Below are 23,248 nucleotides of genomic sequence, written 5' to 3' on the forward strand. Positions count from 1 at the left end.
ATTCTGCGACACATGCTTGTCGCCCACGGTCCTCGGCACGGTGACTTGGTGGCGGAAATCGCAAAATCTCCTTTCCGAAACGTCGCATCCCGCGACGTCCGTTTGGGAGGAAGACACATGAACAAGGTTGAATTCTCACGCCCGGTGAAGGCGCCCTTCGACAAGCGTTACGGCAATTTCATCGGCGGCAAATGGACCGAGCCCCGTTCCGGCCGCTACTTCGAGAACCATTCGCCGGTGAACGGTCAGTTGCTGTGCGAGGTGGCGCGCTCGGATGCCCAGGACATCGAGGCGGCCCTGGATGCGGCCCATGCCGCCAAGGACGCGTGGGGACGCACAAGCGTGGCAGAGCGGTCGCTTATCCTCAACCGCATCGCCGATCGTATGGAAGAGAACCTCGATCTCCTCGCCTGCGCCGAAACCTGGGACAACGGCAAGCCGATCCGCGAAACGACCGCCGCCGACCTGCCTCTGGCCATCGACCATTTCCGCTATTTCGCCGGTGCCGTGCGCGGCCAGGAAGGCAGCCTTTCGCAGATCGACGACGACACCGTCGCATATCATTTCCATGAACCGCTCGGCGTGGTCGGCCAGATCATCCCGTGGAACTTCCCGCTGCTGATGGCATGCTGGAAACTTGCTCCCGCGCTTGCGGCCGGCAACTGCGTGGTGCTGAAGCCAGCCGAGCAGACCCCGGCCGCCATCCTGCTCTGGGCCGATCTGATCGGCGATCTGCTGCCGCCAGGCGTGCTCAACATCGTCAACGGCTTCGGCCTCGAGGCCGGCAAGCCGCTCGCGTCGTCACCGCGCATCGCCAAGATCGCCTTTACCGGCGAAACCACAACGGGCCGGCTGATCATGCAATACGCCAGCCAGAACCTCATTCCCGTTACGCTGGAACTGGGCGGCAAGTCGCCCAACATCTTCTTCAAGGACGTTGTGGCCGAGGACGACGACTTCTTCGACAAGGCGATCGAAGGCTTCGTCATGTTCGCGCTGAACCAGGGCGAAGTCTGCACCTGCCCGAGCCGCGCGCTCATCCATGAATCGATCTACGACAGGTTCATGGAACGCGCGCTCAAGCGCGTCGAGGCGATCGTGCAGGGCGATCCGCTCGACCCGACGACGATGATCGGTGCCCAGGCTTCGTCCGAGCAGCTTGAAAAGATCCTGTCCTACATCGACATCGGCCGCCAGGAAGGCGCCGAGGTGCTGACTGGCGGCGCCCGCAACGTTCTGCCTGGCGACCTGGCGGGTGGCTACTACGTCCAGCCGACCGTGTTCAGGGGCCACAACAAGATGCGCATCTTCCAGGAGGAGATTTTCGGGCCGGTAGTTTCTGTCACGACCTTCAAGGACGATGACGAAGCGCTCAGCATCGCCAACGATACGCTCTATGGCCTCGGCGCCGGTATCTGGAGCCGCGACGCGAACCGCTGCTACCGCTTCGGCCGCGCCATCCAGGCCGGCCGCGTGTGGACCAACTGCTACCACGCCTATCCGGCGCATGCGGCTTTCGGCGGCTACAAGCAATCCGGCATCGGCCGCGAGACGCACAAGATGATGCTCGACCACTATCAGCAGACCAAGAACATGCTGGTCAGCTACAGCCCAAAGAAGCTCGGGTTCTTCTGATCAGCTTCCTGTCGGCAGGCACGGCCCCGCGAGGGGCCGTGCCTGCCGACGACGCCGCTCGCGCTCAACAGGCGGGTCCATTATGCCCACCGAAACGCGGAGTGGAATTTGCCGAAAGTGCAAGCGTCATAACAAACTCGGCAGCGCGATCATCCAACGCGGCCGTTGATGTCCCGATCGTGGGCCACAGCGCGCGCCAGATGATGCAGCAACCGTGTCCGCATAGCTCCGGTGGGATCATCGATCCCTGGCACCGTGTATCCTCGGCCAACGAGGAGCGGGATCGATCCGCGCTGGCATCTCACGACATCAAATCAACTACGCTTGCGTCATGCCCTGGCAGATCCCTCCCAGGGACAACCGATCTGACAGCCAGTTGTCAGCTTCGCTATGGGATATTGCGTTCGAAACCACTTTCCGGACTCTCGGCTCAACGTGGAATTGGACACCTATGAAACAGATTGCCTTATCGCTCTTTGTGCTCGCATCTTCAGGCGCCTACGTCTGGGATCAGGCGGGCAAGGGTCCTGCCGCCGACATGATCGACGCAGCAGGTGCCGCCAACGCTGCGGAAGACAGGGACAGCGTGTTGCAGCCGGTCGATCCGGCGCCTGCTCTGGCGGGTGCCGTTGCGCCACCCGCCCTGCCAGCTTCTGCGATTGAAGAGCAAGGCCTGCGGCTCGAGCCGCCGGCAAGCCGACCAGCCACGGCCGGCAGCGAAACCACCACCGCGATCGCCCAAGAAAAGCAAGCGGCAAAGCCGGTCGCCGCTGAGAACCAGCCGCTTGCGGTCAGTCAGCCTCAGCTTTCGCAGGCACCCGCCCCACCGCCGAAACAGACGCCGACCCAATTCATCGCCGATGCCGCGCCCCAGGCAGCATCCTTCGCCATCACCCCGGCGGTCTACATACCCATTCCCCAGCCGAGGCCGAGTTATCCGCAGGCATCCGCCCACGTCATCAAGGCCGGCATGAAGCTCTCCGTGAATCCCAGCACAAAGCCGGCTGGTCACGGCTTTGCCGACGGGACCTACACCGGCCCCGTCACCGATGCATACTACGGCCTCCTCCAGATCCAGGCGTCCATCCAGGGCGGCCGTCTCACATCCCTCAAAGTCCTGAAATACCCGAATGACCGCCGGACCTCGATCAACATCAACAGGCAGGCGCTGCCGATGCTGCGCGATGAGGCGATCAGCGCGCAAAGCGCCAACGTCGACATCATTTCGGGCGCGACACTGACCAGCAGGGCGTTCATCCAGTCGCTTGGCGGCGCGTTGAAAAAAGCATCGTCCTGATCCATGCGCGAGACCAGGATATTGATGGGGATGCCCATCACTGTCGACATCGGTGGCCCCACGGGCGCGGCACTTGTCGACACCGTCTTCGACTATTTCGGGCAGATCGACCAACGCTTCAGCACCTACAAGAGCGACAGCGAGATTTCGGCCATCAACCGTGGCGACCTTCCGGTCCGCGACTGGAGCGGCGGAATGATGGAAGTGATGGCTCTCGCCGAACATACCAAAAGTCAGACCGGTGGATATTTCGACATCCGTAAGCCCGACGGTTCGCTGGATCCGTCCGGCATCGTCAAGGGCTGGGCCATCCGCAACGCAGCCGAGATCGTCCAGCGGGCCGGCGTTGGCGATTTCTTCATCGAGGCCGGTGGCGATATCCAGCCCCGTGGCAAGAACGCTTCTGGCCTCGACTGGAGCGTCGGCATCCGCAATCCCTTCAAAGCCGATGAGATCATCAAGATCGTCTATCCGCGAGGACACGGCGTCGCCACCTCCGGCACCTACGTGCGCGGGCAGCACATCTACATTCCACCTGGGATTGGCGATTACGTTTCGCCTGGGATTGGCGATCCGGTCACCGAGATCGTCAGCCTGACCGTCATCGGGTCGGATGTGTTGGAAGCCGACCGTTTCGCCACTGCCGCCTTCGCCATGGGCCGGGAAGGCATTCTGTTTCTCGAGCAGGCGCCTGGCCTCGAAGGTTACGTCGTCGACCGAAACGGTCGAGCCACGCCAACGAGCGGCTTCGGAGCCTTCTGCCAGCCATGATCAAGACCGTCGACCGGCTTCTCGACCATCAGACCATGTACCGGCTGGTCCTCTACTACCTGATCGCCCTGCTGGGCTCGGCTCTCGTGCTCGATTTCTTCCAACTGTTGCCGCATGACCCTATCGCCCTCGCCTTCTCGACGGGATTGATCTTGGCCGTCTGCTGGATCACCAACAGGGTTTTTGCCGCCGTCTTCAAGGTTCCCGCCAACAACGAGTCGGTCTACATCACCGCCCTCATCCTGGCGCTCATCCTCGATCCGGTGGCCACCACGGACGTAAAGGGGATATGCGCGGTGGTGTTCGCCTGCGTCTGGGCGATTTCATCCAAATTCATTCTCGCCATCGGAGGGAAGCACCTGTTCAATCCCGCCGCTCTGGGCGTGGCACTGACCGCGCTGCTTCTCGACCAGCCGGCCAGCTGGTGGGTCGGAGGTAATTTGCAACTACTCCCAGTCGTGCTTGCCGGAGGCCTCCTGATCATGCGCAAGCTGCGGCGGCTCGATCTGGTCGCCACCTTCGTCGCTGTCGCGCTTGCGACAATCCTGGCGACCACCGACCCGTCGCAATACGCCTCCGCGCTGCAGGAGACGGTGGGCTCGTCGCCGCTGCTGTTCTTCGCCTTCGTGATGCTGACCGAGCCGTTGACAGCGCCGACGACGCGCTGGCCGCGCCTCGCCTTCGCCGCCATCGTCGGCTTCCTGTTCGCGCCCAACATCCATATCGGCTCGTTCTATTTCACGCCGGAGCTGGCGCTCCTGGCGGGCAATCTTTTCGCCTACGCCGTGAGCCCGAAGGGGCGCCTTGTGCTAACGCTCGAGCGCATCGAGCAATCGGCGGCCGACAGTTATGACTTCATCTTCAGGTCGCCGCGAAAGCTTGCCTTCCAGGCCGGCCAGTATCTTGAATGGACGCTCGGTCTCGACCGCTCGGACAATCGCGGCAATCGTCGCTATTTCACCGTCGCATCGGCGCCAACGGAGCAATCCATACGACTTGGCGTCAAGTTCTATCCGCAATCGAGCGCCTTCAAGCAGGCGCTGGGCACGATGAAGCCGGGTAGCACGATCCACGCCTCTCAGCTCGCCGGCGACTTCACCCTGCCGGCCGATCCTGAAGCCAAGATCGCCTTCCTGGCCGGCGGTATCGGCATCACGCCATTCCGCTCGATGCTGCAGTATCTCATCGACAGTCATGAAAGACGGCCGATCGTCGTCCTCTACGGAGCCGAGACCCAGCAGGACATTGCCTATCGCGATGTGCTCGGCGCGGCGAGACGGGAACTGGGCATCAAGACAGTCTTTGCCGTGGCCAGGGGCGCCGAGCGCGGCCAGTATCCCGGCTATATCGACCAGCGGCTGGTGCGCCTCGCCATCCCAGACTACCTGGAGCGGACCTTCTACATTTCCGGGCCTCAGGCCATGGTCAAGGCAATGCGCGACAAGCTGCTGGCCATGGGCGTTCGCCGTTCGAAGATAAAGGTCGACTATTTCCCGGGCTTTGCCTGAGTCAGCCGTGGCGGGGCATGGCTATGGTCACCACCAGGCCTGGATCGGCGTTGGTCATGGTCAGGCGTCCGCCATAGGCTTCGACAATGTCCGAGACGATCGCCAGGCCCAGCCCGCTGCTGCCGCCCTTGCTGTCCAACTGCACACCGCGCGACAAAGCGGATTCGCGATCCGCATCGGGAATGCCAGGGCCGTCGTCAGCGACGGCGATGGACACCTCGCTGCCGCTCGCCCACGCATTGACCTGGACCGAGGATCTTGCGAAGCGCGCGGCGTTCTCGACCAGATTGCCCAGCATCTCCGACAAATCACCCTCGTCGATCGGCGCCAGGAGATCCTCCTTGACGTCGATCAGGAATGCGAGCTGCTTGCCGCCGGGCGTGCGCTTGATGACGGCGATCACGCCGGCAGCGGCTTCCCTGACCCGGCACGATGCCTTGCCGGAAACGCCGGGCGCCAGACGGGCGCGAGCGAGTTCGCGCTCGACATGACGCCGGATCGCTCCGGCGCTCTTCTCGATCTCGTCGGCCAGCTCGGTTTCGCCCTTCGCGCGCAAGGCACGGATATCGGTGGACAAGACCTGCAGCGGCGTCTTGAGGCCGTGCGCCAGGTCGGTGGCGCGCGAGCGGGCGCGCGCAAGGGCTTTCTGCTGCGCATCGAGGAGGCGGTTGATTTCGTCGGCAAGCGGCTGCACCTCGCTCGGCGCCGTCACATCCAATCGTGCCGCCCGCTGCGCGATGACGTTTCGAACGGCGACCCTCAGGCTTTCCAGCGGCGCCAGGCCAACGGTGATCTGAATGAAGAATGCCACCATGAGGGATGCCGCAAGCACGACGAGCGCCGGCACGAGATCGCGGACATATTCGTGCACCGAGAGTTCGACGGTGCGATGGTCTTCCGCCACGATGGCGCTAAAAGACCGGCCGTCGGCATCGGTTATGGTGCGCACGACGGCTACGGTGAGTTCGCCACCCGGCCCTTTGAGCTCCTCGATCTTTCTCATTCCGCCGTTTGCCGCTCGGTCGGGCAATGCAAGCGTTGCGTCCCATAGTGAACGCGAGCGTACCAGGCTACGGCTAGCCCGATCTTCCACCTGCCAGTAGTGACCGGACAGCGGAATGGTGAAGCGCGTGTCGTTCAGGTCCGGTGCGACCGAAAGCCGGCCGTCAGCCGCAAAGCTGGTCGCGCCGATCAGTTCGTTGAGATCGACGGTCAGTTCACTGACCATACGCCGCTCAACGTTCAGTTCGAACAGGTAGCGTAACCCGAATCCAGCGATGGCAAGGGCGACAACGATCGACAGGGTTGCGGCCAGCCAGAGTCTGAAGCGGATCGAATTGCCCATCAGGACGGTCCGTCGGGCACGAAATAGCCAAATCCACGCCGTGTCTCGATGACATCGTTGCCGAGCTTGCGGCGCAGGCGTCCGACGATGACCTCGATTGCGTTCGGATCGCGGTCATTTCCGGAATCATACAAATGCTCGGCAAGCTCGGTCGGCGCCACCACGCGCCCGGCATGATGCATCAGGAACGCCATTAGCCGGTATTCCAGCGGCGACAGCGCGACGGGAACGCCGCGCAGCGAAATGCGCATCTGGCGCGTGTCGAGAAGCAGCGGTCCGGATTTCAGCACCGGTGCCGCCTGGCCGGTCGAACGGCGAAGGATCGCGCGCAGCCGCGCCAGCAGCTCGTCCATTTCGAACGGCTTGGGCAGGTAATCGTCGGCGCCGGCGTTGATGCCTTCGACGCGCTCGGTCCAAAGGCCCCGCGCCGTCAGGATCAAAACGGGAAAGCGGCGCGTGTTCGCCCGCCAGCGCTTCAGCACCGTCAGGCCATCGAGTTTCGGCAAGCCGAGATCCAGGATCGCCGCGTCGTAATTTTCGACATCACCAGCGAACCAGGCGGCTTCTCCGTCGCGCACCGTATCGACCGCCATTCCCGCGGCCTTGAGCACCTCGGTGATGTCGCGTGCGATGCGCGGCTCGTCTTCGGCAAGGAGTATCTTCATCAATCGCCGCCCCTGCCGCGCATCAGCACTCCGGCGCCGGCGTCCACGTCAACGATCCTGCGGCGTCCGTCAGGGGCAACGACCTGAAACCGATAGACCCACCTGTTGCCCAACCGAATAAAATCGACCGCCACGATGTCGCCGGGAGCATCGGCATGAACCACGCCCAGGATGTTTGCCAAGCCTCTTATTTCACCACGCTCGTAGAGGTCCCGCGCCCGATCGTGATCGCCGTCACCATCCTCGTCCGCGCGGGCGTGGAGCGGTCGAAGCAGAACAAGCCCGACCAGGCTTGCCGTCGCCAAACGTTTCAATATCGGTTTCATCCAAGGGCCATACGGCAGTCCTTGTGTTTCGCTCCGGCGCCTCATCGGGCCAGCCTCCGGGTTCCGAAACACTCCAAAGAGCATCGGGGCTACCCACATTTGACTGAAATAGTCTGAACCGCGATCAAGAGCCACTTGTCCCCGGCAGCATTCGCTTGAGAACGTCGTCCCTGCGGACATAATGATGCCACAGCGCAGCCGCCGCGTGCAGTCCAGCAAGGATAAGGATCAGATTGGCGCAGAGGCTGTGCAGTTCCCTTATGGTTCGGGCCGTTGCGCTGTCCGCGGACACCGGAGCCGGGATGGTGAAGAGGCCGAAGAAACTCAAGGCGTCGCCCCTGTACCAGGTGAGCAGAATGCCAAGAACCGGTATAGCGACAAGCAGCGCGTAAAGCATGAGATGTGCGATCTTAGCCACCCATCTTTCCAGCTCTGACATTTCCTGCGGTAGCCCCGGCGTTCCCAGCGTGAGCCGCAGGCCGACGCGCATCACAACCAGCGCAAAAAGCAGCAGCCCAAACGAGATGTGAAACCACCAAACGAACGCGCGACCGGGGCTGGCGCGGGGGAAGATATCGGCGAGATAAGTCAGGACGTAAAGGCCGATGACCAGTACAAACACGACCCAATGAATGGCTTTCTGGGAGCTGGTATAGCTAAGGTTCATTGGAACATTCCAGTTCAGGCACATTTTTACGCGGCAGCGATCTTGTCAGAGCCCTCGGGCAGACAACTGGCGTATCGTGGTTGCGAAGACACCTTTGAGGACCAACGGCATGTGATAATTTCTTTTGTCGACCACGCTTTCGGATAGCCAATCCTAGCAGCGTGGCGAACACTTGGCTCATCGAACCTGTCAGGACGCTGACAATCGTAGAGCCGGAATGCTTCAGCTACGGAATCAACGATCGGCGCGGGGGATGGCTTTGCGGCGATCAGGCCAGCCTCTGAGTCCAGTTCGGGCAGCATCGAAACAGGGACCTCGGCTCCCTTCGGTTGTCCGCAGTGCAATTCAGTTCACCCCCGTTTGTCGGTCGGATGAAGTCTGCCCGGTCCGCTGTCCGAGCACCTTGCGCTAGCGCAAAGTTGCGCCGGGTCGTGGGCGCTATTTTGTAGGCCGAAGTCTTTCCAGGAAGGCAAGCAGGCAGAAAGGGAACGCGCATGCCATACAATCTCAAGGATGAACCTGCCGAAGCCTGGCGGTTCGCCATTTCCTTTCTTGTGGACCGAGAGCGGAGCAAAGCTGCCAAAAGAGAATTTTGGGCGCAGGGTCCGCACAAATGCGCGGGAATCTTGCACGACCTGGGTTTAACGCGAGCCGAGTTCGACGACGCCATGCGGCTCCCTTATGCCTCGGAAGACCTGCTTACGCCGGCCATGCGTTCGGTCGGCATTGATCCAGACAGCTTTCAAACCTTGGAGGCTACACGCGGCGGCATGTCGCGCACCTGCATGACCTGCCCACATCGTCGCGAGTGCCGTGGTCTGCTGGCCGTGTTCGATTTTGAAAACCACTATCAGGAATTCTGCCCCAACAGCCGGGGTTTCGCAAAGCTTCTGGAAGGAGGACGCACCTGATTTAGATGCGCGGTTGTTGGTGAAGGGCCTATGCCAGGCAGCAGCCGCAGTTCTTGCTTTCTCTTTGCCCCATCGCAACGAGCACTCCAGAAATTCAGGCAGAATATCCGCGATCAATGCGCGGATTAGCAGCCATGAAACGCAGATTCAGCGATGAGATGACGATGGACGAAATCATGCGGATGTCGCCCGCCGTCATCCGGATCCTGCTTCAAAACGGCATGCTTTGCGTCGGCTGTCCGATTGCATCGTTTCACACGATTTCGGATGCGGCGCGCGAGCATGAGCTCGACGAAGAAAAACTGAGCTGCGAGCTGAGGACTGCGGTTGACGGTTCCGACTAGCCTTTCTGCGTCCTGCCTTCGGCGATCAGCAGGAGCTGATGCGGCGCGACCACGGTCACCTTCTGGCGTCCGCTTTTGACCAGCTGCTGGTCTTCCCAGGCTGATAGCAACCGGCTCACCGTGAACAGCGTCGTTCCGGTCATCTCGGCTATGTTCTGGCGGGTAATCGGGAAGTCGATCAGGATGCCTTCTTCCGTCTTCTTGCCCGCCTGCTTGACGAGTTTGAGCAGGGCATGGGCGACGCGCTGCTCCACCTGTTCCGTGGCCATCTCGATGACGCGTGTGTGTGCGTCCTGCAGCCTGCTGCCGACGGTCTTATAGGTATTGGTCCCAAAACGAGGATAATCGGCGGCAAAAGTCGGCCACAGGACGCTCGGCCAGGCAAGAACCACACAATCGACGGCAGCAATGGCATTTGCCGGATAGGTGGCTCGGCCCAGTGCGTGAGCGATCCCCATCAACTCGCCCGGACTGATGTAGCGTACCGTCACCTCCTGACCTTCCGGGGTCGATTTGACGACGCGCACATGGCCATCGAGTAACAGGAAAAACGAGTGCGCTTCCTGCTCCTGCTCAAACACAGGCTGGTCCTTGGCGATCCGCAGCGACCTGGCCTGGCCGACAATGCTCTCGAGATCCGCCGCGCGCAGCCCTTCAAAAACCGGAAGCCCGGCAATAAGCGATGGATCGAGGCTACCCACGTGCGCCTGCTTTGAAATCGAAAGGCATTCAATAGATCCATCGCTAACCGATCACCGACTGTGTCATGGGCGGCCGACGAGCAGCAAGAGGCATCCGCGTTTCCGGAAATTCTCATCCGTGTTTGCGCAACGGCAAATTGAGCTTGCTCCATTCAGGATAGAACCCCTGGATTGGCCGCCGATCCATCCTTTCTCATCGGCCGGCCGTCGTTGTCTTAGGAGATGTCATGGCAATTCCACGCACGCGTCCGGGCGCCTACCCGGCCATTCTCTCCTACGGCTTCCGGCCATTCTTCTTGCTCGGCTCGCTCTTTGGCGGCGGGGCGATCCTCTTCTGGCTGCCATTGTATTACGGCAAGCTCGAGACCTTCAGCGTCTTCTCGCCAGTGGACTGGCATGTGCATGAGTTGCTGTTCGGCTATCTGGCTGCGGTCGTGACCGGCTTCCTGCTGACTGCAATACCGAACTGGACCGGTAGGCTGCCTTTGCAGGGGCTGCCGCTGCTTGCCCTGGTGGTGCTCTGGGCTACCGGGAGGCTGGTCGTCTTCTGTTCAGTGCAGACGGGCTGGGTGCTCGCCGCCGTCATCGAYTGCGCCTTCCTTCTAGCGGTTGTTACCGCCGCCGCGGTGGAAATCGTGGCGGGCAGGAAYTGGAGAAACCTCAAGGTCCTGCTCCCGGTGACGGTGCTTCTGGCGGCAAACATGATGTTTCATGCCGAGGCGCATTATCAAGGCGTGACGGACACCAGCCGCCGGCTCGGCCTTGGTGCCGCAATCGTGCTGGTCATGATCATAGGCGGCCGGATCATCCCCTCCTTCACCCGCAATTGGCTGGCGCGTGAGCGGCCGGGGCGGCTGCCGGTGCCGTTCGGCCGGTTCGATGCGGCGACAATTCTTCTTTCGGCTTGCGGCCTGCTTGGCTGGACGTTCTTTGCCGACCAGGCAGTCACCGGGTCGATCCTGATCGTGGCGGCGATCCTCAATGCCATTCGGCTTGCCCGCTGGGCTGGAGACCGCACACTGCGCGATCCGCTGGTGCTGATCCTTCATGCATCCTTCGCCTTCGTCCCGGTCGGGCTCTTCCTGGCCGGCCTCGCCGCTTTCCTTCCAGAGGAAGTGTCCGTGGCTGCGGGCATTCATGCGTTCGGCGTCGGAGCTTTGGCCTCCATGACGCTTGCGGTGATGTCGCGTGCAACACTCGGCCATACTGGCCGTGAATTGCGGGCGACAATCGGTACATGCGCGGTCTTCGCCGCGATTCTGGTAGCGGCAATGCTGCGAATACTGGCGGCGTTCGTGCCGTCTCCCGGGACGCTTCTGCACGTGGCGGCGGCGCTTTGGACAATCGCCTTCATCGGCTACGCGGTGCTGTTCGGGCCAATGCTTGTCAGGCCGCGTCTGCAGGCGCGTCGCCCTACGAACGCGGCCTGAGAAAGCTGCCGAGACTGCGACCGGCGACATGCTGCGAGGCAGCTTGAACATTCGCTGATCAATTTGCGCCAGCGCAAATCGCACAATCACGACGCAGCTTATAAGGGATGCAACGGTCGAAGCCGTGAACAACTCAAGAAAGGATTTCCCGATGAAACTGCCTCTGATCGCCGCGGCTGTCGCGCTGCTCTCCCTTGCCGGCGCGGCAAATGCCGAAGAACACGTCGTTCAGATGCTGAACAAGGGAGAGAAGGGCGCGATGGTCTTCCAGCCCGCCTTTATCCGCGCAGCACCCGGCGACACGGTCAAGTTCGTTCCAACCGACAAGTCCCATGACGCCGAGACCATCAAGGACATGATCCCGGACGGCGCCGAGCCTTTCAAGGGAAAGCCGAGCGAAGAGATCACCGTCACTCTCACCAAGGAGGGCTTCTACGGCGTCAAGTGCGCTCCCCATTATGGCATGGGCATGGTGGCGCTGATCCTGGTCGGCAAGCCTGTCAATCTGGAGGCGGCGCAAGCCGTCAAGCAGATCGGCAAGGCCAAGCCGGTGTTCGCCGAACTGTTCGCTGAGGCCAGCAAGGCCGCTGCCAACTAGACGACGACCGTTTCATAGATACCCCCTCCGTCTTGGCGAAGTCCGGAGAGGGAAGGCCGGGCGGACCAGGGGAGAGGTCCAGTCCGGCCTGTTTCGTTTTGGGCTTGAACAAGCGGCCGAAGACATCGCCACGGCATAAAATGCAGTATTCGAAAAATCGAAGGACGCTCACTCATCTCGTTTGATTTGCGTTAGCGCAAAGAACTATGCGTCGTAGAGAGTAACGTGGAGGCATCAACGGGTTTGGAACCAAGGAGAAGACGATGCTTACCAGACGTGAAGCTTTGTTGGGATCTGTTCTCACGGCAGCAGCTGTTGCCACCATAAGCGCAATGCCGACAGCGGCGAGCGCGAAGGACGTCGCCGGACTTCCGCGCGAGAAGGTCACCTTGGTGGCGCCGCCTTTCGTGCATGCCCATGACCAGGTTGCCAAAGGCGGCCCGAAGGTCGTCGAGTTCACCATGAAGATCGAAGAGAAGCCTGTCGTCATCGACGCCGACGGCACCCAGCTCAACGCAATGACCTACAACGGCTCAATCCCGGGCCCGCTGATGGTCGTCCATGAAGGCGACTACCTCGAGCTGACGCTGATCAATCCCGATACCAATACGCTTGCGCACAACATCGACTTCCACGCCGCAACCGGCGCGCTCGGCGGCGGCGCGTTGACGCTGATCAATCCCGGCGAGCAGGTAACATTGCGGTTCAAGGCTACCCGGGCCGGCACGTTCGTTTATCATTGCGCGCCCGGCGGCGCGATGATCCCCTGGCACGTTGTGTCCGGCATGAGCGGCACCGTCATGGTCCTGCCCCGCGATGGCCTGAAGGACGACAAGGGCAGACCCGTTCGCTACGACCGCATCTACTATGTCGGCGAAAACGACTTCTACATCCCGCGCGACGACCAGGGCAAATTCAAGAAGTACGACTCGGCCGGCGACAATTACGACGACACGGTCAAGGTGATGCGCGGCTTGATTCCCACCCATGTCGTCTTCAACGGCAAGGCAGGATCGCTCACCGGCGAGCACGCGATGAAGGCGAAGGTCGGAGAGACGGTCCTTATCATTCATTCCCAGGCCAATCGTGATACCCGCCCTCACCTCATCGGCGGCCACGGCGACTTCGTGTGGGAACAGGGAAAATTCGCCAATCCGCCGGCAAGGGATCTCGAAACCTGGTTCATTCGCGGCGGATCGGCGGGCGCGGCGCTCTATACGTTCCTGCAGCCGGGCGTCTACGCCTATGTGAACCACAATCTGATCGAAGCGGTCGAACTGGGCGCCACCGCGCACTTCACGGTGGATGGCGGCAGCTGGAACGACGACCTGATGATGCAGGTCGAGGCGCCCAAAGCGATCGCCTCCTGAGCGAACGGATGGTCGTGCAACCCTGCAGCTCGGCGGGGTTGCACCGGAAATCGGGTGCCGTGCCATGTCCTTCGATCCCGTATTCACTTTCGGCGTCATTTCGGCTGCCGCGTTGATCGGCCTGGGTATCGCCAATGAGGCCAACGACAGCCGCGACTTGACGCCTCCATCACCAGTGACGGCAATCCTGGAGCCCGGCACATTCGATCACTCCAGACCAGGCGAATTCCTCAAGGCCAATCACCCGGTCAAGGCGCCCGTCGTGCACGAAACAATCGCTGCGCCGCTCGAGATCATGAAATACCAGGTGAGTGTCTGGGAATACGCGCGCTGCGTTGCGGACGGCGCCTGCAAAGCGGCGGATCTGCGGAAGGTGGGCGACGTCCCAGTGACAGGTGTAAGCCACATCGACGCGGAAGCTTACGCAAGCTGGCTTTCAGAGCGCACCGGGGAAACGTGGCGCCTGCCGACCGATGTCGAGTGGGCTTATGCCGCCGCCGAACGTTTTCGCGGTGACATAGAGGCAAATGCAAATGACCCGAACAACCCGGCGCAGCGCTGGCTCGACCAATATCGTGCTGAATCGTCACTTGAGCGCGCACCAGATCCCGAGCCAAGGGCGCAAGGGGCCTTCGGATTCAACTCGAAGGGACTGGCCGACATTGCGGGCAATGTCTGGGAATGGACCTCGACATGTTACGTCCACACGACAATCGTCGGCGATGACGCGGAAACGGGAAGCTCGATCGACAATTGCGGCGTGCATGCCGTCGAGGGTTTCCACCGTACCTACATGTCGAACTTCATCCGGGACGGCAAGAGCGGCGGCTGCGCCGTCGGCACCCCACCTGACAATCTCGGCTTTCGCCTTATCCGCGAGCGGTCAAGCATGATGCAAAGCGCGTTGTGGCGCATTGGGTTGTCTTGACAGCGGCGCGATATCGCCGGCGCTCCGAACAGGGCACAAGCTGCTTCTCAAACAGGTCGAACGGATAACAGGATCGCTAGGTCTAGGGCTTAGGTCCTGGAACTCGCGGGCCAATAGTCCAACAATGTCGCGAAAGGGGTCCTGCATTCGCTTTCCCAGGGCTTTGCCGGGAAGATATCCGGCTTGCCTGCGTTACGCCAATGTATCGAGAAGGAGGACCATGATGCAGAAATCAACCTTGAACCGCGTTTGCCTGCTTGCCCTGAGAGCCTCCACTGTACTGGCCTTGGTCGCCGCGCCCTATCACCTTAGCTTTACCAGCGGGGGCAAGGTCGTGCCGGCCGCCGCTCATGCCAAAAGCGAAGGCGGCGGCGGGAATGGCGGGGGCGACGGCGGCGGAAATGGGGGCAACTCCGGCTCTGGCGGCGATGGCGATCACGGTGGCAACTCTGGGCCTGGCGGCAACTCTGGCTCGCGCGGTGGCGACGATGGTGCTGACCATGACGCCGGCGATGATCACGGACGGGAACATGTGAATGCGGCTGGCGACAAGGTTGAAATGTCCGATGACAAGACCGAGGTCACCCATGCCGACGGTACCAAGGAAGAGATTGAGAATGGCCGCCTTGAGGTGAAGGACGCTACCGGCCGCACGATCGTGGAACGACCGGCAACAGCCGAGGATATCGCGCGGCTGCAGGCGCTTTAGGGATAGGACCGGAGCCGACATCACCTCCGCCCGCTTCTAATCGGCGGAGGTGACTTTGAGGGGGCCGGGCCAGCAGGATAATCCGTTTCCGTAAGTCGTTCGCCGCAGAGGTTCAGAGGCTCTCGATCGCCCTCGATAGCGCCACACGAACATCCATTGCGGCAGGATCCGAAGCGGCCACTGAGGGTAGCGGGTCCACCGCGAGCACCTTGACGGCGTTGTCACCGCTTTCCGACAGGAACACGTTACACCAGACGGCGGTTGCCACGCCATTCTGCCCCGCGAACATGATGTCGGGGTTGGAGACGCCAAGCACCCTGAAGCCACCGGTTCTGGAACCGTCCTGAGCCCGCTTCTGGCTCCTCATGCCCACGGAGTGCACGACTGTGAACCCTTGACCGGCCAGTTTGTCACTCACGTAAGGCACAGCCTTGGCAAGTGTCATGCGGATCATCTTGCTGAGGCCTGCGGACATGAAACGATGCGCTCCGATGCTTGCTCATCGCGTCTCGCATGGAAGCGCCGTTTCAGCATTGATCTAGCGCAATCGTCGATCCACCGTAGTCGACGAAGCTTGCCGGCGATCCGCGCCGTCGGCGAGAACCCGCCTCCCTCGAGCCAGCGATCAAGCCACGTAGCGCTTCTCGGCAGGGTCATCCGGATAGGCAGACTTCACCTCGAGGAATTCGTTGGAAGCCGCCAGCAGCGCCTCGACGCATCGCGGGTCGAAATGCGTCCCGGATTGCGCCTTGATATAGGCAAATGCCCGATCGGTCGGCCATGCCTCCTTGTATGGGCGCTCGGACGTGAGCGCGTCGAAGACGTCGGCCACGGCAGCAATGCGTCCGACCAGCGGAATGGCTTCGCCCAGCAAGCCGTTTGGATATCCGGTCCCATCCCAGCGCTCGTGATGCGTCTCGGCGATTTCGGCGGCGAGTTGGAGAAGCGCGCATGCGGATCCGGCCAGGATGGCCGCTCCGATGCGCGTGTGTTCGTTCATGCGCAATTTTTCGTCACTGCTGAGCTGATCCTGCTTCAGCAGAATCGCGTCGGGGATCCCGACCTTGCCGACGTCGTGCATCGGCGCGGCAAGCAGGATGTCGCGGCACTGGTCCGCGGAGAATCCAAGCTGGTTGGCCAGAACGGAACTGTAATGCGCCATCCTGGTCGTGTGCATGGCGGTTTCGCGATCCTTGTAGCCGGCGGCGAGTGTCAGCCGGTTGATGATTTCTTCCTCGCGATGGCGCAGTTCCTGCGTGGCTTTGTCCACTTCGATCTTCAGCCACTCCGCGCGATGAACAAGGTCCCGTTGCGCCTCGCACAATCTGACGAGGTTCCGCATGCGCGCCTTGAACTCCACTGGCTCGATAGGCTTGTGGAGAAATTCGGTGGCGCCGGCGTGGATGGCATCGATGCGCGTACCGGCGTCGCCATCGGCCGTCACCATGACAAAGGGCGTATCAGCAAAGCGTGGCTCGGAGCGGATGCGCTCGATAAGTTCGATGCCGTTGATTTCCGGCATCTGGTAGTCAACGATGGCGAGATCGAAGGCCAGCGTTGGCAAGTCGCGCAACACGTCAACCGGCGACATGTGGCTGATGGCTACGCAATTCGGGATCTGGCCGACCAGCATCTCCATCAGCATCCGGTTCGTCCGGTTGTCCTCGACGATCAATATTCTGGTGGCGTTTTTCATGGCTCAGGCCGCGCTCCTCTCGCTGCGGTCGATACGCGCCATTTCCCGCGCAATATCCTGGGTCACATCGGCGTCCAGCGGATGCGCACGCCCCTCCTCCGCCAAAGCCGCGAGGGCCGTCAGCCCGATATTGGCTGCGGCTCCTTTGAGCGAGTGGAGGGTGCGGTCGGCGAGCGCGCGATCGCTGGTCGACAATGCGCGATGCAAGTCACGCAGCAGTGCGGCCGAATCCTCCAGGAACGCATCCATGAGACGATCGAAGGCATCCTTTCCCAGGATGTCGATCAGTTCCCGGGCACGCGGATCTGCGGCAGCGCCATCCTCTTGGGATGTGGGACCGGGTGGGCAAATCGTTTGGGGCGCAGCGCCGGCGGGTCGCGCCAGCCCTGCCAGCAGCGCCTCGAGCCTTGCCATGGTGATCGGCTTGGCCTCGAACCCATTCATGCCGGCAGCTAGGCAGCGCCTGCGATCTTCGTCGGACGCATTTGCGGTCATGGCTATGATCGGCACAACGCAGCCCGCCGCCCTTATGGCCCTCGTCGCTTCGATACCGTCCATGACTGGCATCTGCATGTCCATCAGGACGAGGCCGAACTGCCGCTCGGACGCAAGGCGCACGCCTTCACGCCCGTCCATGGCAAAGGTCACGCGTTGGCCCAGCAACTCGAGAAACTGCTGCGCCACCTCTCGGTTTATCGGATTGTCCTCGACCACGAGGATGTCGAATGATGGCAGCACCACGGCCTGTGGCTTCGAGCCAAGCGGTGGATCGCTACGCCTGGCCGGCACCTCGAACCAGAAGCAGGATCCAACGCCCGCAGCACTGTCGACGCCGATCGTGCCGCCGAGCCCCTCGACCACTTTCTTGCAGATGGCGAGGCCGAGCCCCGTGCCGCCGAAGCGCCTGCTGATCGTGCCATCGACCTGACTGAAGGGCATGAACAGGCGATGGCGCGATTCCGTCGGGATGCCAATGCCAGTGTCGGAAACCTCGAAGCGCAGCCCGGTGCCATCCCCGCTCTCAGCCACGCTGAGGCGTATCAGGCCGTTCTCGGTGAACTTGACCGCATTGCTCAACAGGTTGAGCAGCACGCGCCGCAGGCGCGTCGGGTCGCCGACATACCATCCGGCATGGCCCACACAGCCATTCCTGATTTCGATGCGATCGTGCTGCTCTTCCGCCCTGCCCTCCATGACGCTGGCGACGTCCAGCAGCATTGCGGGCGCGTCGAAGGGGACTGCCTCCGCAGCGAGGTCGCCATGCTCGATCTTGGCGAAGTCGAGGATCTCGTTGATGACTTCGAGCAAGGCCTGGCCCGAACTCGTGACGATGCGGACACTTTCCCGGTCGCGAGGCGCGAGCTGCGATCGCGAGAGTAGCTCGGACATGCCGAGAATTGCGTTGAGCGGTGTGCGAATTTCATGACCGATGGTGGCCATGAACTCGGATTTCGCGCGGTTGCCGATCTCGGCCGCGCGATAGGCCGTCGCCAGTTCGTCGGCGGTGGCCTCGAGTTGGCGGCTGGTGACCTGGACGATGCGCAGCTGCCGCATGAGGTTGAGAATCAAGAGACCGATAGAGCAGCCAAGCGCCATAACGACGATTGCGGAGAGCTGCTGCAGCCGCATGACTTCGTCACGCGCATCGGCGCGCGCGGCCGAAACCGAGGCGTTGGTGTAGCTGAGCAGGGACTCGGTGATTGTCAGCAGACCGCCGAGCGTCTCGGCAGTCGCCGCCAGCGTGGCGTGATCGAGCGTCTCGTCGGCAGCGATCCGGTCGAACACCGGCGCAAGGCCAACGACAATATCACGCACCTGCACACGAACGTCGCGAAAGGTCTCGCTGGTTTCGAAGAATGACGCATATTTGGAGTTGTCCAGGATCGAGAGCCGCGAATAGAGGATGTCATAGCGCAAGCTGAGCGCCTTGACCTCGTCGGCCCTGACGCTGCCCTTCCCGGCCAGCCGGTCGGTCGCCTGAGCAAGCGTTCGCGCCTCGCGGTCGAGCTGGTAAACCGCCCATAGGGCATCCTCGCGAATGCCATCCTGCAGCGTGTTCTGACGGGCGGCCAGGTGGGCGAAGGCCCCACCCAGCGCAACCATCAGCCCGACGGAAACCGCGATCAGATAGCGTGTGGCCTTACCGGCCTTGCGAACCGCCTCGCGGCTCTCGAACAGATCGGGCGTCAATCGACGACCTCGATTTCCTTGATTTGCCAAACCGAGCGCGAGAAGTACTTCTCGTTGTAGAGTTCGTGGTTCTTGTCGAAAGGGTAGATCATGAAGAGCGGACCCTTGTCGCGAACCGACATCGGCCTGCCATTCATCTTGAGGGCGAGGATGGTTTCGTAGTCACTGGCATCGGTCATCGGCACATCGGCCGAATAGTCGTTGAGGGCTTTCACCCTCAGTGTTTTGCCGTGGGCGCCGGCCGCATCGAGCACTGCTTTCAGGTAAGGACCCTCGAATTCGGTGGCGCCGTTCGTCCATGGTGTGTCCATGACGGCTTGTCGGCCGGCAAGCGCCTGCAGCATCGGCAGATCGAAGGTCGCCGAATTCGCCGCGTTCGTATTCTGGATATCGCCGGTGATCGTCAATACGACAGCCCCTTTCGGCGCCTCCAGGGAGGCGCACATGGCGTCGGACACCGGCAGCGCGCCAAGCAGCGCAGCCGCAATCAGGAATTTCATCGAATTTGTCTTTCGGTTGCCGGCGCAGCGCGCGGCGGCAGGCACGGAATGCGACTGTGGCGTCGCTCTTGTGCAATGGAGATCGCAACCGCCGGCCTCAAACCGGCACGGACAAAGCGGCATCATGCCTTCGCCTGATGGCGATCGTCCGAGGTAATGGCTCAGTCTTAGCGATGACAGATTTCAATTCGGTAAAAGCTAATCAAGAGATTGTGCATATTGCCGAATTTCAAGTATCGGCCGCGCAAATCCGTCTGGCCACGAATTGATTTCGCACAAGGCGGGCGGCCGTTGCGACGCTACGGTCGGGCGATGTTCGCAAACCTGCTTGTCGGCACAGTCGCCATCAGCCTGACGGTGCTTGTTCACACCTTCGGCCTCATCGGCGTCACCCGTGCGATGACCCATATGGTGGCGCGGTTCCGTATGCATGGCCGCCGCAGCCGCATTGTCGCGATGATCAGCGTCGTCATGGGCCTTTTCGCCGTCATGACTGTCGAGGTGTGGCTGTGGGCAGGCCTGTACCGTCTTCTCGGAATCCTGCCGGATTTCGAAACCGCCCTTTACTTCTCGACGACCACCTTCGCCACCGTTGGCTATGGCGACATCGTGCCTGCCCACGACTGGCGGATCCTGGCGGCGCTGGAGGGCGTGAACGGCTTTCTGCTGATCGGCTGGTCGACCGCCTATCTGATTGCGGCCGGGACCCGGATCGGTCCCTTCAGGGTTGGCGAGCACTTCTAGGCTGGCCTGAAAAAGCGTTTCACTCAAACGGCCAGCGAATGCTTGCCTGTTCCATTTTGAAGATACTTGTCGAACTTCGCCGCCACCACCCTGACAAGCGGCCTGCCATCGATGGGCACGACGAAATGGTCGCCCTCAAGCTGAAGTAGTGCGCCGGGGCCGTTCGCCAGACGGCTGGCGGTAAGCAGCAATTTCTGCCCGACATCGCCGAAGCGCTCTACGAGATCGAGCGCCGAGAACGCAAAATCGCACATCAGGCGCTCGATGATCCAGCCTCTGGCCAGATCGTCTGGGCTGAACGCGATGCCGCGCGCCGTCGCCAGCAGTCCCTTGTCCACCACCTTCTCATATTCGCCCGTTGCAACGATGTTCTGGGCATAGCCTTGGCGGAACCTGCTGATCGCCGAGGGGCCAAGACCGATCAGGGTTTCACACTGGTCCTCGGTATAGCCTTGGAAATTGCGCCGGATGATGCCGGTGCTGGCCGCGATGGCAAGCGTGTCGTCCGGCCTGGCGAAATGATCGAGCCCGACAGCCTGATAGCCGCGTTCGACGATCAGCCGTGCAGCGAGTTGCGACTGCGCCAGGCGCGCAGCGGGATCGGGCAGCCACGCCTCGTCGATCATCGTCTGGTGCTTCTTGAACCAGGGGACATGCGCATAGCCGAACAGTGCCAAGCGATCCGGATGCAGGCTCAAGGCCTGCGCGACCGTCGCGGCGACACTGTCAAGGGTCTGGTGCGGCAGGCCGTAGAGCAGATCGAGGTTCACCGACTTCACGCCTCGCGCGCGCACCGCCTCGACCACGTCCCTGGTCGCCTGGAAGCTCTGTTCCCGGTTGATGGCCTTCTGCACCTTGGGGTCGAAGTCCTGCACACCAAGACTCGCCCGTGTCATGCCGATTCCGGCGAAGGCGTCGAGACGGCCCGCATCCATATCATTCGGATCGATTTCGACACTGAGGCTGGCACCGTCGAGGAAGTCGAGGCTGTTGCGAAGCGCCGCTCCAAGCGCCACGATGTCCTCCGGCTTCAGCATGGTCGGCGAGCCACCGCCCAGATGTACTGCGCGCACTCTGCCCTTCCCGCGCATAATGGTCCCTACAGTCGCGATCTCCCTGTGCAGCGAGCGCAGGAAAGTCGCAACCGGGGCATAGTGTCGGGTCTGTTTGGTGTGACAGGCGCAGAACCAGCACAGTCTGTCGCAATAGGGGATATGCAGGTAGAGCGAGATTTCGTTCCTGGCTTCAAGCGCGCTGATCCAGCCGCGAACGGAGCCGGCGTCGATCCCCGGATGGAAATGCGGAGCAGTCGGATAGCTTGTGTAGCGCGGCACAGCCTCGGCCAGGCTGGCGACAGGTGTCGAGGGCATTTCTCTGGCGGCTGAAGATTGCATGGCCGCCAATTTGCCGGCGCCACGAAGACAAAACCTTGATTTCAATCAAGGCTCGCTGGAACCCGGACAAACTGCCGCAACAAACTTGCGAGGCGGTGGTGGTATTGTGGAGCAACACTCACTCCAGGCGACGAGATGACCATAAGACAGGACGTTCACAGTTCTGGTATCCCCGTGCTTTGCCAGTCATGCGAAGCGCGGCACCGCGGCGTGTGCGGGGCGCTCGACCCGGACCAGCTTGTCGGGCTCGCCAAGACCTCGTCGAAACACCAGGTCGCGGCCGGGGTTGAACTGGTCGGTGACGCCGAGACCGTCGGCAGCTATTCGAACGTGCTGTCCGGCGTCGTGAAACTGACGAAAAGCCTTTCGGACGGACGCCAGCAGATTGTCGGCCTGCAATTCGCACCGGATTTCCTTGGCAGGCCCTTCAAATCGGAGAGCGGCATCAATGTCGAGGCTGCGACCGCCGTGGCGCTTTGTTCCTTTCCGAAGACGACCATTGAGCGGATGATGAAGGAATCGCCCGAGCTTGAGCATCGCCTGTTAAAACAGGCGTTGAACGAGCTCGATGAAGCACGCGCCTGGATGGTGACGCTGGGCCGCAAGACCGCTTCGGAGAAAGTCGCAAGCTTCCTTGTCATGATAGCCAGGAACATCGATCCGACGGCGGATTCCGATGCCCCATCAGCGCGCTTCGACCTGCCGCTGACGCGTTCCGATATCGGCGATTTCCTTGGGCTGACGATCGAGACGGTGAGTCGCCAGCTGACCCGACTGCGRTCCGAGGGTGTGATCCGCATCGAGAACTACCGGCACCTGATCGTGGACGACATGAAAAGGCTTGAGCAGCGCTGCGGCGACTGAGGCGCGCGAGCGATCTGATCGACGCCTCCAAAACGACAGCCTCAGCGGTCAACGATGCGCGGCAGGATGTGCTCGCGCTCAAAGGCGATATGCCGTCGCAAGCTCTCGAAGAACCCCCGGAGCATAAATCCCAGCGCCTCCGCATTCTCGACCGCACGACCGCGCCCGATCCCCAGAAGCTGTTCGGTCACCTCGTCCGCGAAACATTCGTCCTCGACATGTTCAGCGCGTAGCCGGCTGGTCGAACTGAAATCGGCACCCGTCAGGCTCGAGGCCGCCTCATAGGCGGGGAAAATGACGGTCTCCTCGAGCCTATGGCTGTCGCGCAGCAGCGGGACGATGCTGTTTGCCATGCCAAGGCAGCTGAAGCGATCGACATTGGGCAAAGCGTCGGCAATGCTTTCGAGTGCATCGCAAAGCCGCAGTTTTTCACCATGCAAGCGCGCCATCGTAGCGGCGGCTGTAACCTCGATCACGATCCCACGCGTCCGTTCTGGTTTTCCGCACCGCAAGCGATGCGATGGCAGGCCCTGCAATTTCCTCTTCAATCGCGACCTCCTGACTAGACCGGGCTCGACGCTGCCCAAAGTAAAACCGCCCGGCTTTGACATGGATCAAGGCGACTGGCGGCCGGCTGCTGAATTCATGCATCGCG

General features: G+C 61.7%; 24 protein-coding genes. 13 read left to right on the forward strand and 11 right to left on the reverse strand.

Annotation, left to right across the window (positions count from 1 at the left end; translation table 11 throughout):
* Window positions 1-117 precede the first annotated feature (117 nt).
* The 4 genes from adh (at window position 118) to AC1DPX_RS23490 (ending at window position 5,211) form a co-directional block, all read left to right on the forward strand.
* The gene (gene adh, locus AC1DPX_RS23475; protein ID WP_477239802.1) at window positions 118-1,635 is read left to right on the forward strand and encodes an aldehyde dehydrogenase; all 1,518 of its coding nucleotides are present in this window, start codon (window positions 118-120) and stop codon (window positions 1,633-1,635) included.
* Between the two features lie 451 nt (window positions 1,636-2,086).
* A complete protein-coding gene (locus AC1DPX_RS23480; RefSeq protein ID WP_477239803.1) occupies window positions 2,087-2,932 on the forward strand; it encodes an FMN-binding protein in 846 nt (281 codons plus the stop codon).
* Between the two features lie 30 nt (window positions 2,933-2,962).
* Window positions 2,963-3,703, forward strand: coding sequence for an FAD:protein FMN transferase (locus AC1DPX_RS23485; RefSeq protein ID WP_477239804.1), 741 nt, complete (start codon window positions 2,963-2,965; stop codon window positions 3,701-3,703).
* Window positions 3,700-5,211 carry an RnfABCDGE type electron transport complex subunit D gene (locus tag AC1DPX_RS23490; RefSeq protein ID WP_477239805.1) on the forward strand — a complete coding sequence of 504 codons (1,512 nt, stop codon included), beginning with the start codon at window positions 3,700-3,702 and terminating at the stop codon, window positions 5,209-5,211. The genes AC1DPX_RS23485 and AC1DPX_RS23490 overlap by 4 nt, the downstream gene beginning before the upstream one ends.
* Before the next feature lies 1 nt (window position 5,212).
* Here the strand turns inward: AC1DPX_RS23490 and AC1DPX_RS23495 are convergent, their stop codons facing one another.
* From AC1DPX_RS23495 to AC1DPX_RS23510, 4 genes are all read right to left on the reverse strand, one after another.
* The gene (locus AC1DPX_RS23495; protein ID WP_477239806.1) at window positions 5,213-6,556 is read right to left on the reverse strand and encodes a sensor histidine kinase; all 1,344 of its coding nucleotides are present in this window, start codon (window positions 6,554-6,556) and stop codon (window positions 5,213-5,215) included.
* On the reverse strand, window positions 6,556-7,221 hold the full coding sequence (locus AC1DPX_RS23500; protein WP_202356004.1) for a response regulator transcription factor: 666 nt from the start codon (window positions 7,219-7,221) through the stop codon (window positions 6,556-6,558). Before AC1DPX_RS23500 ends, AC1DPX_RS23495 begins: the two co-directional genes overlap by 1 nt.
* Window positions 7,221-7,535 carry a PepSY domain-containing protein gene (locus tag AC1DPX_RS23505; protein ID WP_244730540.1) on the reverse strand — a complete coding sequence of 105 codons (315 nt, stop codon included), beginning with the start codon at window positions 7,533-7,535 and terminating at the stop codon, window positions 7,221-7,223. The genes AC1DPX_RS23500 and AC1DPX_RS23505 overlap by 1 nt, the downstream gene beginning before the upstream one ends.
* Before the next feature lie 136 nt (window positions 7,536-7,671).
* Window positions 7,672-8,214, reverse strand: coding sequence for a cytochrome b (locus tag AC1DPX_RS23510; RefSeq protein WP_477239807.1), 543 nt, complete (start codon window positions 8,212-8,214; stop codon window positions 7,672-7,674).
* 494 nt (window positions 8,215-8,708) lie between these two features.
* Here AC1DPX_RS23510 and AC1DPX_RS23515 point away from each other — a divergent pair, with 494 nt between their 5' ends.
* Both AC1DPX_RS23515 and AC1DPX_RS23520 read left to right on the forward strand, forming a co-directional pair.
* Window positions 8,709-9,125: a hypothetical protein gene (locus AC1DPX_RS23515; RefSeq protein WP_202356007.1), complete on the forward strand. Its 417-nt coding sequence runs from the start codon at window positions 8,709-8,711 to the stop codon at window positions 9,123-9,125.
* 134 nt (window positions 9,126-9,259) lie between these two features.
* On the forward strand, window positions 9,260-9,469 hold the full coding sequence (locus AC1DPX_RS23520) for a DUF1858 domain-containing protein (protein WP_477239808.1): 210 nt from the start codon (window positions 9,260-9,262) through the stop codon (window positions 9,467-9,469).
* Here the strand turns inward: AC1DPX_RS23520 and AC1DPX_RS23525 are convergent.
* Window positions 9,466-10,170 (reverse strand): Crp/Fnr family transcriptional regulator, encoded by a 705-nt coding sequence (locus AC1DPX_RS23525; protein WP_202356009.1) that lies wholly within the window; start codon window positions 10,168-10,170, stop codon window positions 9,466-9,468. The genes AC1DPX_RS23520 and AC1DPX_RS23525 overlap by 4 nt on opposite strands.
* A gap of 227 nt (window positions 10,171-10,397) precedes the next feature.
* On the opposite strand from AC1DPX_RS23525, the gene AC1DPX_RS23530 reads away from it, so the two are divergent.
* The 5 genes from AC1DPX_RS23530 to AC1DPX_RS23550 all read left to right on the forward strand — a co-directional run bounded on the left by AC1DPX_RS23530 (window position 10,398) and on the right by AC1DPX_RS23550 (window position 15,205).
* On the forward strand, window positions 10,398-11,600 hold the full coding sequence (locus AC1DPX_RS23530) for an NnrS family protein (protein WP_477239809.1): 1,203 nt from the start codon (window positions 10,398-10,400) through the stop codon (window positions 11,598-11,600).
* A gap of 151 nt (window positions 11,601-11,751) precedes the next feature.
* A complete protein-coding gene (locus AC1DPX_RS23535; protein ID WP_202356011.1) occupies window positions 11,752-12,198 on the forward strand; it encodes a pseudoazurin in 447 nt (148 codons plus the stop codon).
* 263 nt (window positions 12,199-12,461) lie between these two features.
* Window positions 12,462-13,568 (forward strand): copper-containing nitrite reductase, encoded by a 1,107-nt coding sequence (nirK, locus tag AC1DPX_RS23540; protein WP_477239810.1) that lies wholly within the window; start codon window positions 12,462-12,464, stop codon window positions 13,566-13,568.
* Between the two features lie 64 nt (window positions 13,569-13,632).
* Complete coding sequence (locus AC1DPX_RS23545) at window positions 13,633-14,496, forward strand: SUMF1/EgtB/PvdO family nonheme iron enzyme (protein ID WP_477239811.1); 864 nt, start codon at window positions 13,633-13,635, stop codon at window positions 14,494-14,496.
* Window positions 14,497-14,719: 223 nt separating this feature from the next.
* Entirely contained in the window at window positions 14,720-15,205 is a 486-nt protein-coding gene (locus AC1DPX_RS23550; RefSeq protein ID WP_477239812.1) for a hypothetical protein, read from the forward strand.
* A gap of 112 nt (window positions 15,206-15,317) precedes the next feature.
* Here the strand turns inward: AC1DPX_RS23550 and AC1DPX_RS23555 are convergent, their stop codons facing one another.
* The 4 genes from AC1DPX_RS23555 to AC1DPX_RS23570 form a co-directional block, all read right to left on the reverse strand.
* Window positions 15,318-15,680, reverse strand: a complete 363-nt coding sequence (locus AC1DPX_RS23555) for a DUF302 domain-containing protein (RefSeq protein WP_202356014.1) — start codon at window positions 15,678-15,680, stop codon at window positions 15,318-15,320.
* Between the two features lie 150 nt (window positions 15,681-15,830).
* Window positions 15,831-16,901, reverse strand: coding sequence for an HD domain-containing phosphohydrolase (locus tag AC1DPX_RS23560; RefSeq protein WP_477239813.1), 1,071 nt, complete (start codon window positions 16,899-16,901; stop codon window positions 15,831-15,833).
* A gap of 3 nt (window positions 16,902-16,904) precedes the next feature.
* Entirely contained in the window at window positions 16,905-19,091 is a 2,187-nt protein-coding gene (locus AC1DPX_RS23565; protein WP_202356016.1) for an ATP-binding protein, read from the reverse strand.
* On the reverse strand, window positions 19,088-19,591 hold the full coding sequence (locus AC1DPX_RS23570; RefSeq protein ID WP_202356017.1) for a putative pterin-binding protein: 504 nt from the start codon (window positions 19,589-19,591) through the stop codon (window positions 19,088-19,090). The genes AC1DPX_RS23565 and AC1DPX_RS23570 overlap by 4 nt, the downstream gene beginning before the upstream one ends.
* Before the next feature lie 312 nt (window positions 19,592-19,903).
* Between AC1DPX_RS23570 and AC1DPX_RS23575 the strand changes: the two genes are divergently transcribed.
* Window positions 19,904-20,335: a potassium channel family protein gene (locus tag AC1DPX_RS23575; protein WP_202356018.1), complete on the forward strand. Its 432-nt coding sequence runs from the start codon at window positions 19,904-19,906 to the stop codon at window positions 20,333-20,335.
* Window positions 20,336-20,358: 23 nt separating this feature from the next.
* On the opposite strand, the gene hemN is transcribed toward AC1DPX_RS23575, so the two are convergent.
* The gene (hemN, locus tag AC1DPX_RS23580) at window positions 20,359-21,705 is read right to left on the reverse strand and encodes an oxygen-independent coproporphyrinogen III oxidase (RefSeq protein WP_477239836.1); all 1,347 of its coding nucleotides are present in this window, start codon (window positions 21,703-21,705) and stop codon (window positions 20,359-20,361) included.
* A gap of 159 nt (window positions 21,706-21,864) precedes the next feature.
* On the opposite strand from hemN, the gene AC1DPX_RS23585 reads away from it, so the two are divergent.
* Window positions 21,865-22,593 (forward strand): Crp/Fnr family transcriptional regulator, encoded by a 729-nt coding sequence (locus AC1DPX_RS23585; RefSeq protein WP_477239814.1) that lies wholly within the window; start codon window positions 21,865-21,867, stop codon window positions 22,591-22,593.
* 41 nt (window positions 22,594-22,634) lie between these two features.
* Here AC1DPX_RS23585 and AC1DPX_RS23590 read toward each other — a convergent pair whose 3' ends face one another.
* The gene (locus AC1DPX_RS23590; protein ID WP_202359532.1) at window positions 22,635-23,042 is read right to left on the reverse strand and encodes a hemerythrin domain-containing protein; all 408 of its coding nucleotides are present in this window, start codon (window positions 23,040-23,042) and stop codon (window positions 22,635-22,637) included.
* Window positions 23,043-23,248 lie beyond the last annotated feature (206 nt).

It is taken from the genome of Mesorhizobium sp. 01N446, from assembly GCF_056399285.1.

Coding starts and splice junctions, on each gene's coding strand:
- adh (WP_477239802.1), top strand. CDS start 118: ATGAACAAGGTTGAATTCTCACGCCCGGTGAAGGCGCCCTTCGACAAG.
- AC1DPX_RS23480 (WP_477239803.1), top strand. CDS start 2,087: ATGAAACAGATTGCCTTATCGCTCTTTGTGCTCGCATCTTCAGGCGCC.
- AC1DPX_RS23485 (WP_477239804.1), top strand. CDS start 2,963: ATGCCCATCACTGTCGACATCGGTGGCCCCACGGGCGCGGCACTTGTC.
- AC1DPX_RS23490 (WP_477239805.1), top strand. CDS start 3,700: ATGATCAAGACCGTCGACCGGCTTCTCGACCATCAGACCATGTACCGG.
- AC1DPX_RS23495 (WP_477239806.1), bottom strand. CDS start 6,556: ATGGGCAATTCGATCCGCTTCAGACTCTGGCTGGCCGCAACCCTGTCG.
- AC1DPX_RS23500 (WP_202356004.1), bottom strand. CDS start 7,221: ATGAAGATACTCCTTGCCGAAGACGAGCCGCGCATCGCACGCGACATC.
- AC1DPX_RS23510 (WP_477239807.1), bottom strand. CDS start 8,214: ATGAACCTTAGCTATACCAGCTCCCAGAAAGCCATTCATTGGGTCGTG.
- AC1DPX_RS23515 (WP_202356007.1), top strand. CDS start 8,709: ATGCCATACAATCTCAAGGATGAACCTGCCGAAGCCTGGCGGTTCGCC.
- AC1DPX_RS23520 (WP_477239808.1), top strand. CDS start 9,260: ATGAAACGCAGATTCAGCGATGAGATGACGATGGACGAAATCATGCGG.
- AC1DPX_RS23535 (WP_202356011.1), top strand. CDS start 11,752: ATGAAACTGCCTCTGATCGCCGCGGCTGTCGCGCTGCTCTCCCTTGCC.
- nirK (WP_477239810.1), top strand. CDS start 12,462: ATGCTTACCAGACGTGAAGCTTTGTTGGGATCTGTTCTCACGGCAGCA.
- AC1DPX_RS23545 (WP_477239811.1), top strand. CDS start 13,633: ATGTCCTTCGATCCCGTATTCACTTTCGGCGTCATTTCGGCTGCCGCG.
- AC1DPX_RS23550 (WP_477239812.1), top strand. CDS start 14,720: ATGCAGAAATCAACCTTGAACCGCGTTTGCCTGCTTGCCCTGAGAGCC.
- AC1DPX_RS23555 (WP_202356014.1), bottom strand. CDS start 15,680: ATGTCCGCAGGCCTCAGCAAGATGATCCGCATGACACTTGCCAAGGCT.
- AC1DPX_RS23560 (WP_477239813.1), bottom strand. CDS start 16,901: ATGAAAAACGCCACCAGAATATTGATCGTCGAGGACAACCGGACGAAC.
- AC1DPX_RS23570 (WP_202356017.1), bottom strand. CDS start 19,591: ATGAAATTCCTGATTGCGGCTGCGCTGCTTGGCGCGCTGCCGGTGTCC.
- AC1DPX_RS23575 (WP_202356018.1), top strand. CDS start 19,904: ATGTTCGCAAACCTGCTTGTCGGCACAGTCGCCATCAGCCTGACGGTG.
- hemN (WP_477239836.1), bottom strand. CDS start 21,705: ATGCCCTCGACACCTGTCGCCAGCCTGGCCGAGGCTGTGCCGCGCTAC.
- AC1DPX_RS23590 (WP_202359532.1), bottom strand. CDS start 23,042: ATGGCGCGCTTGCATGGTGAAAAACTGCGGCTTTGCGATGCACTCGAA.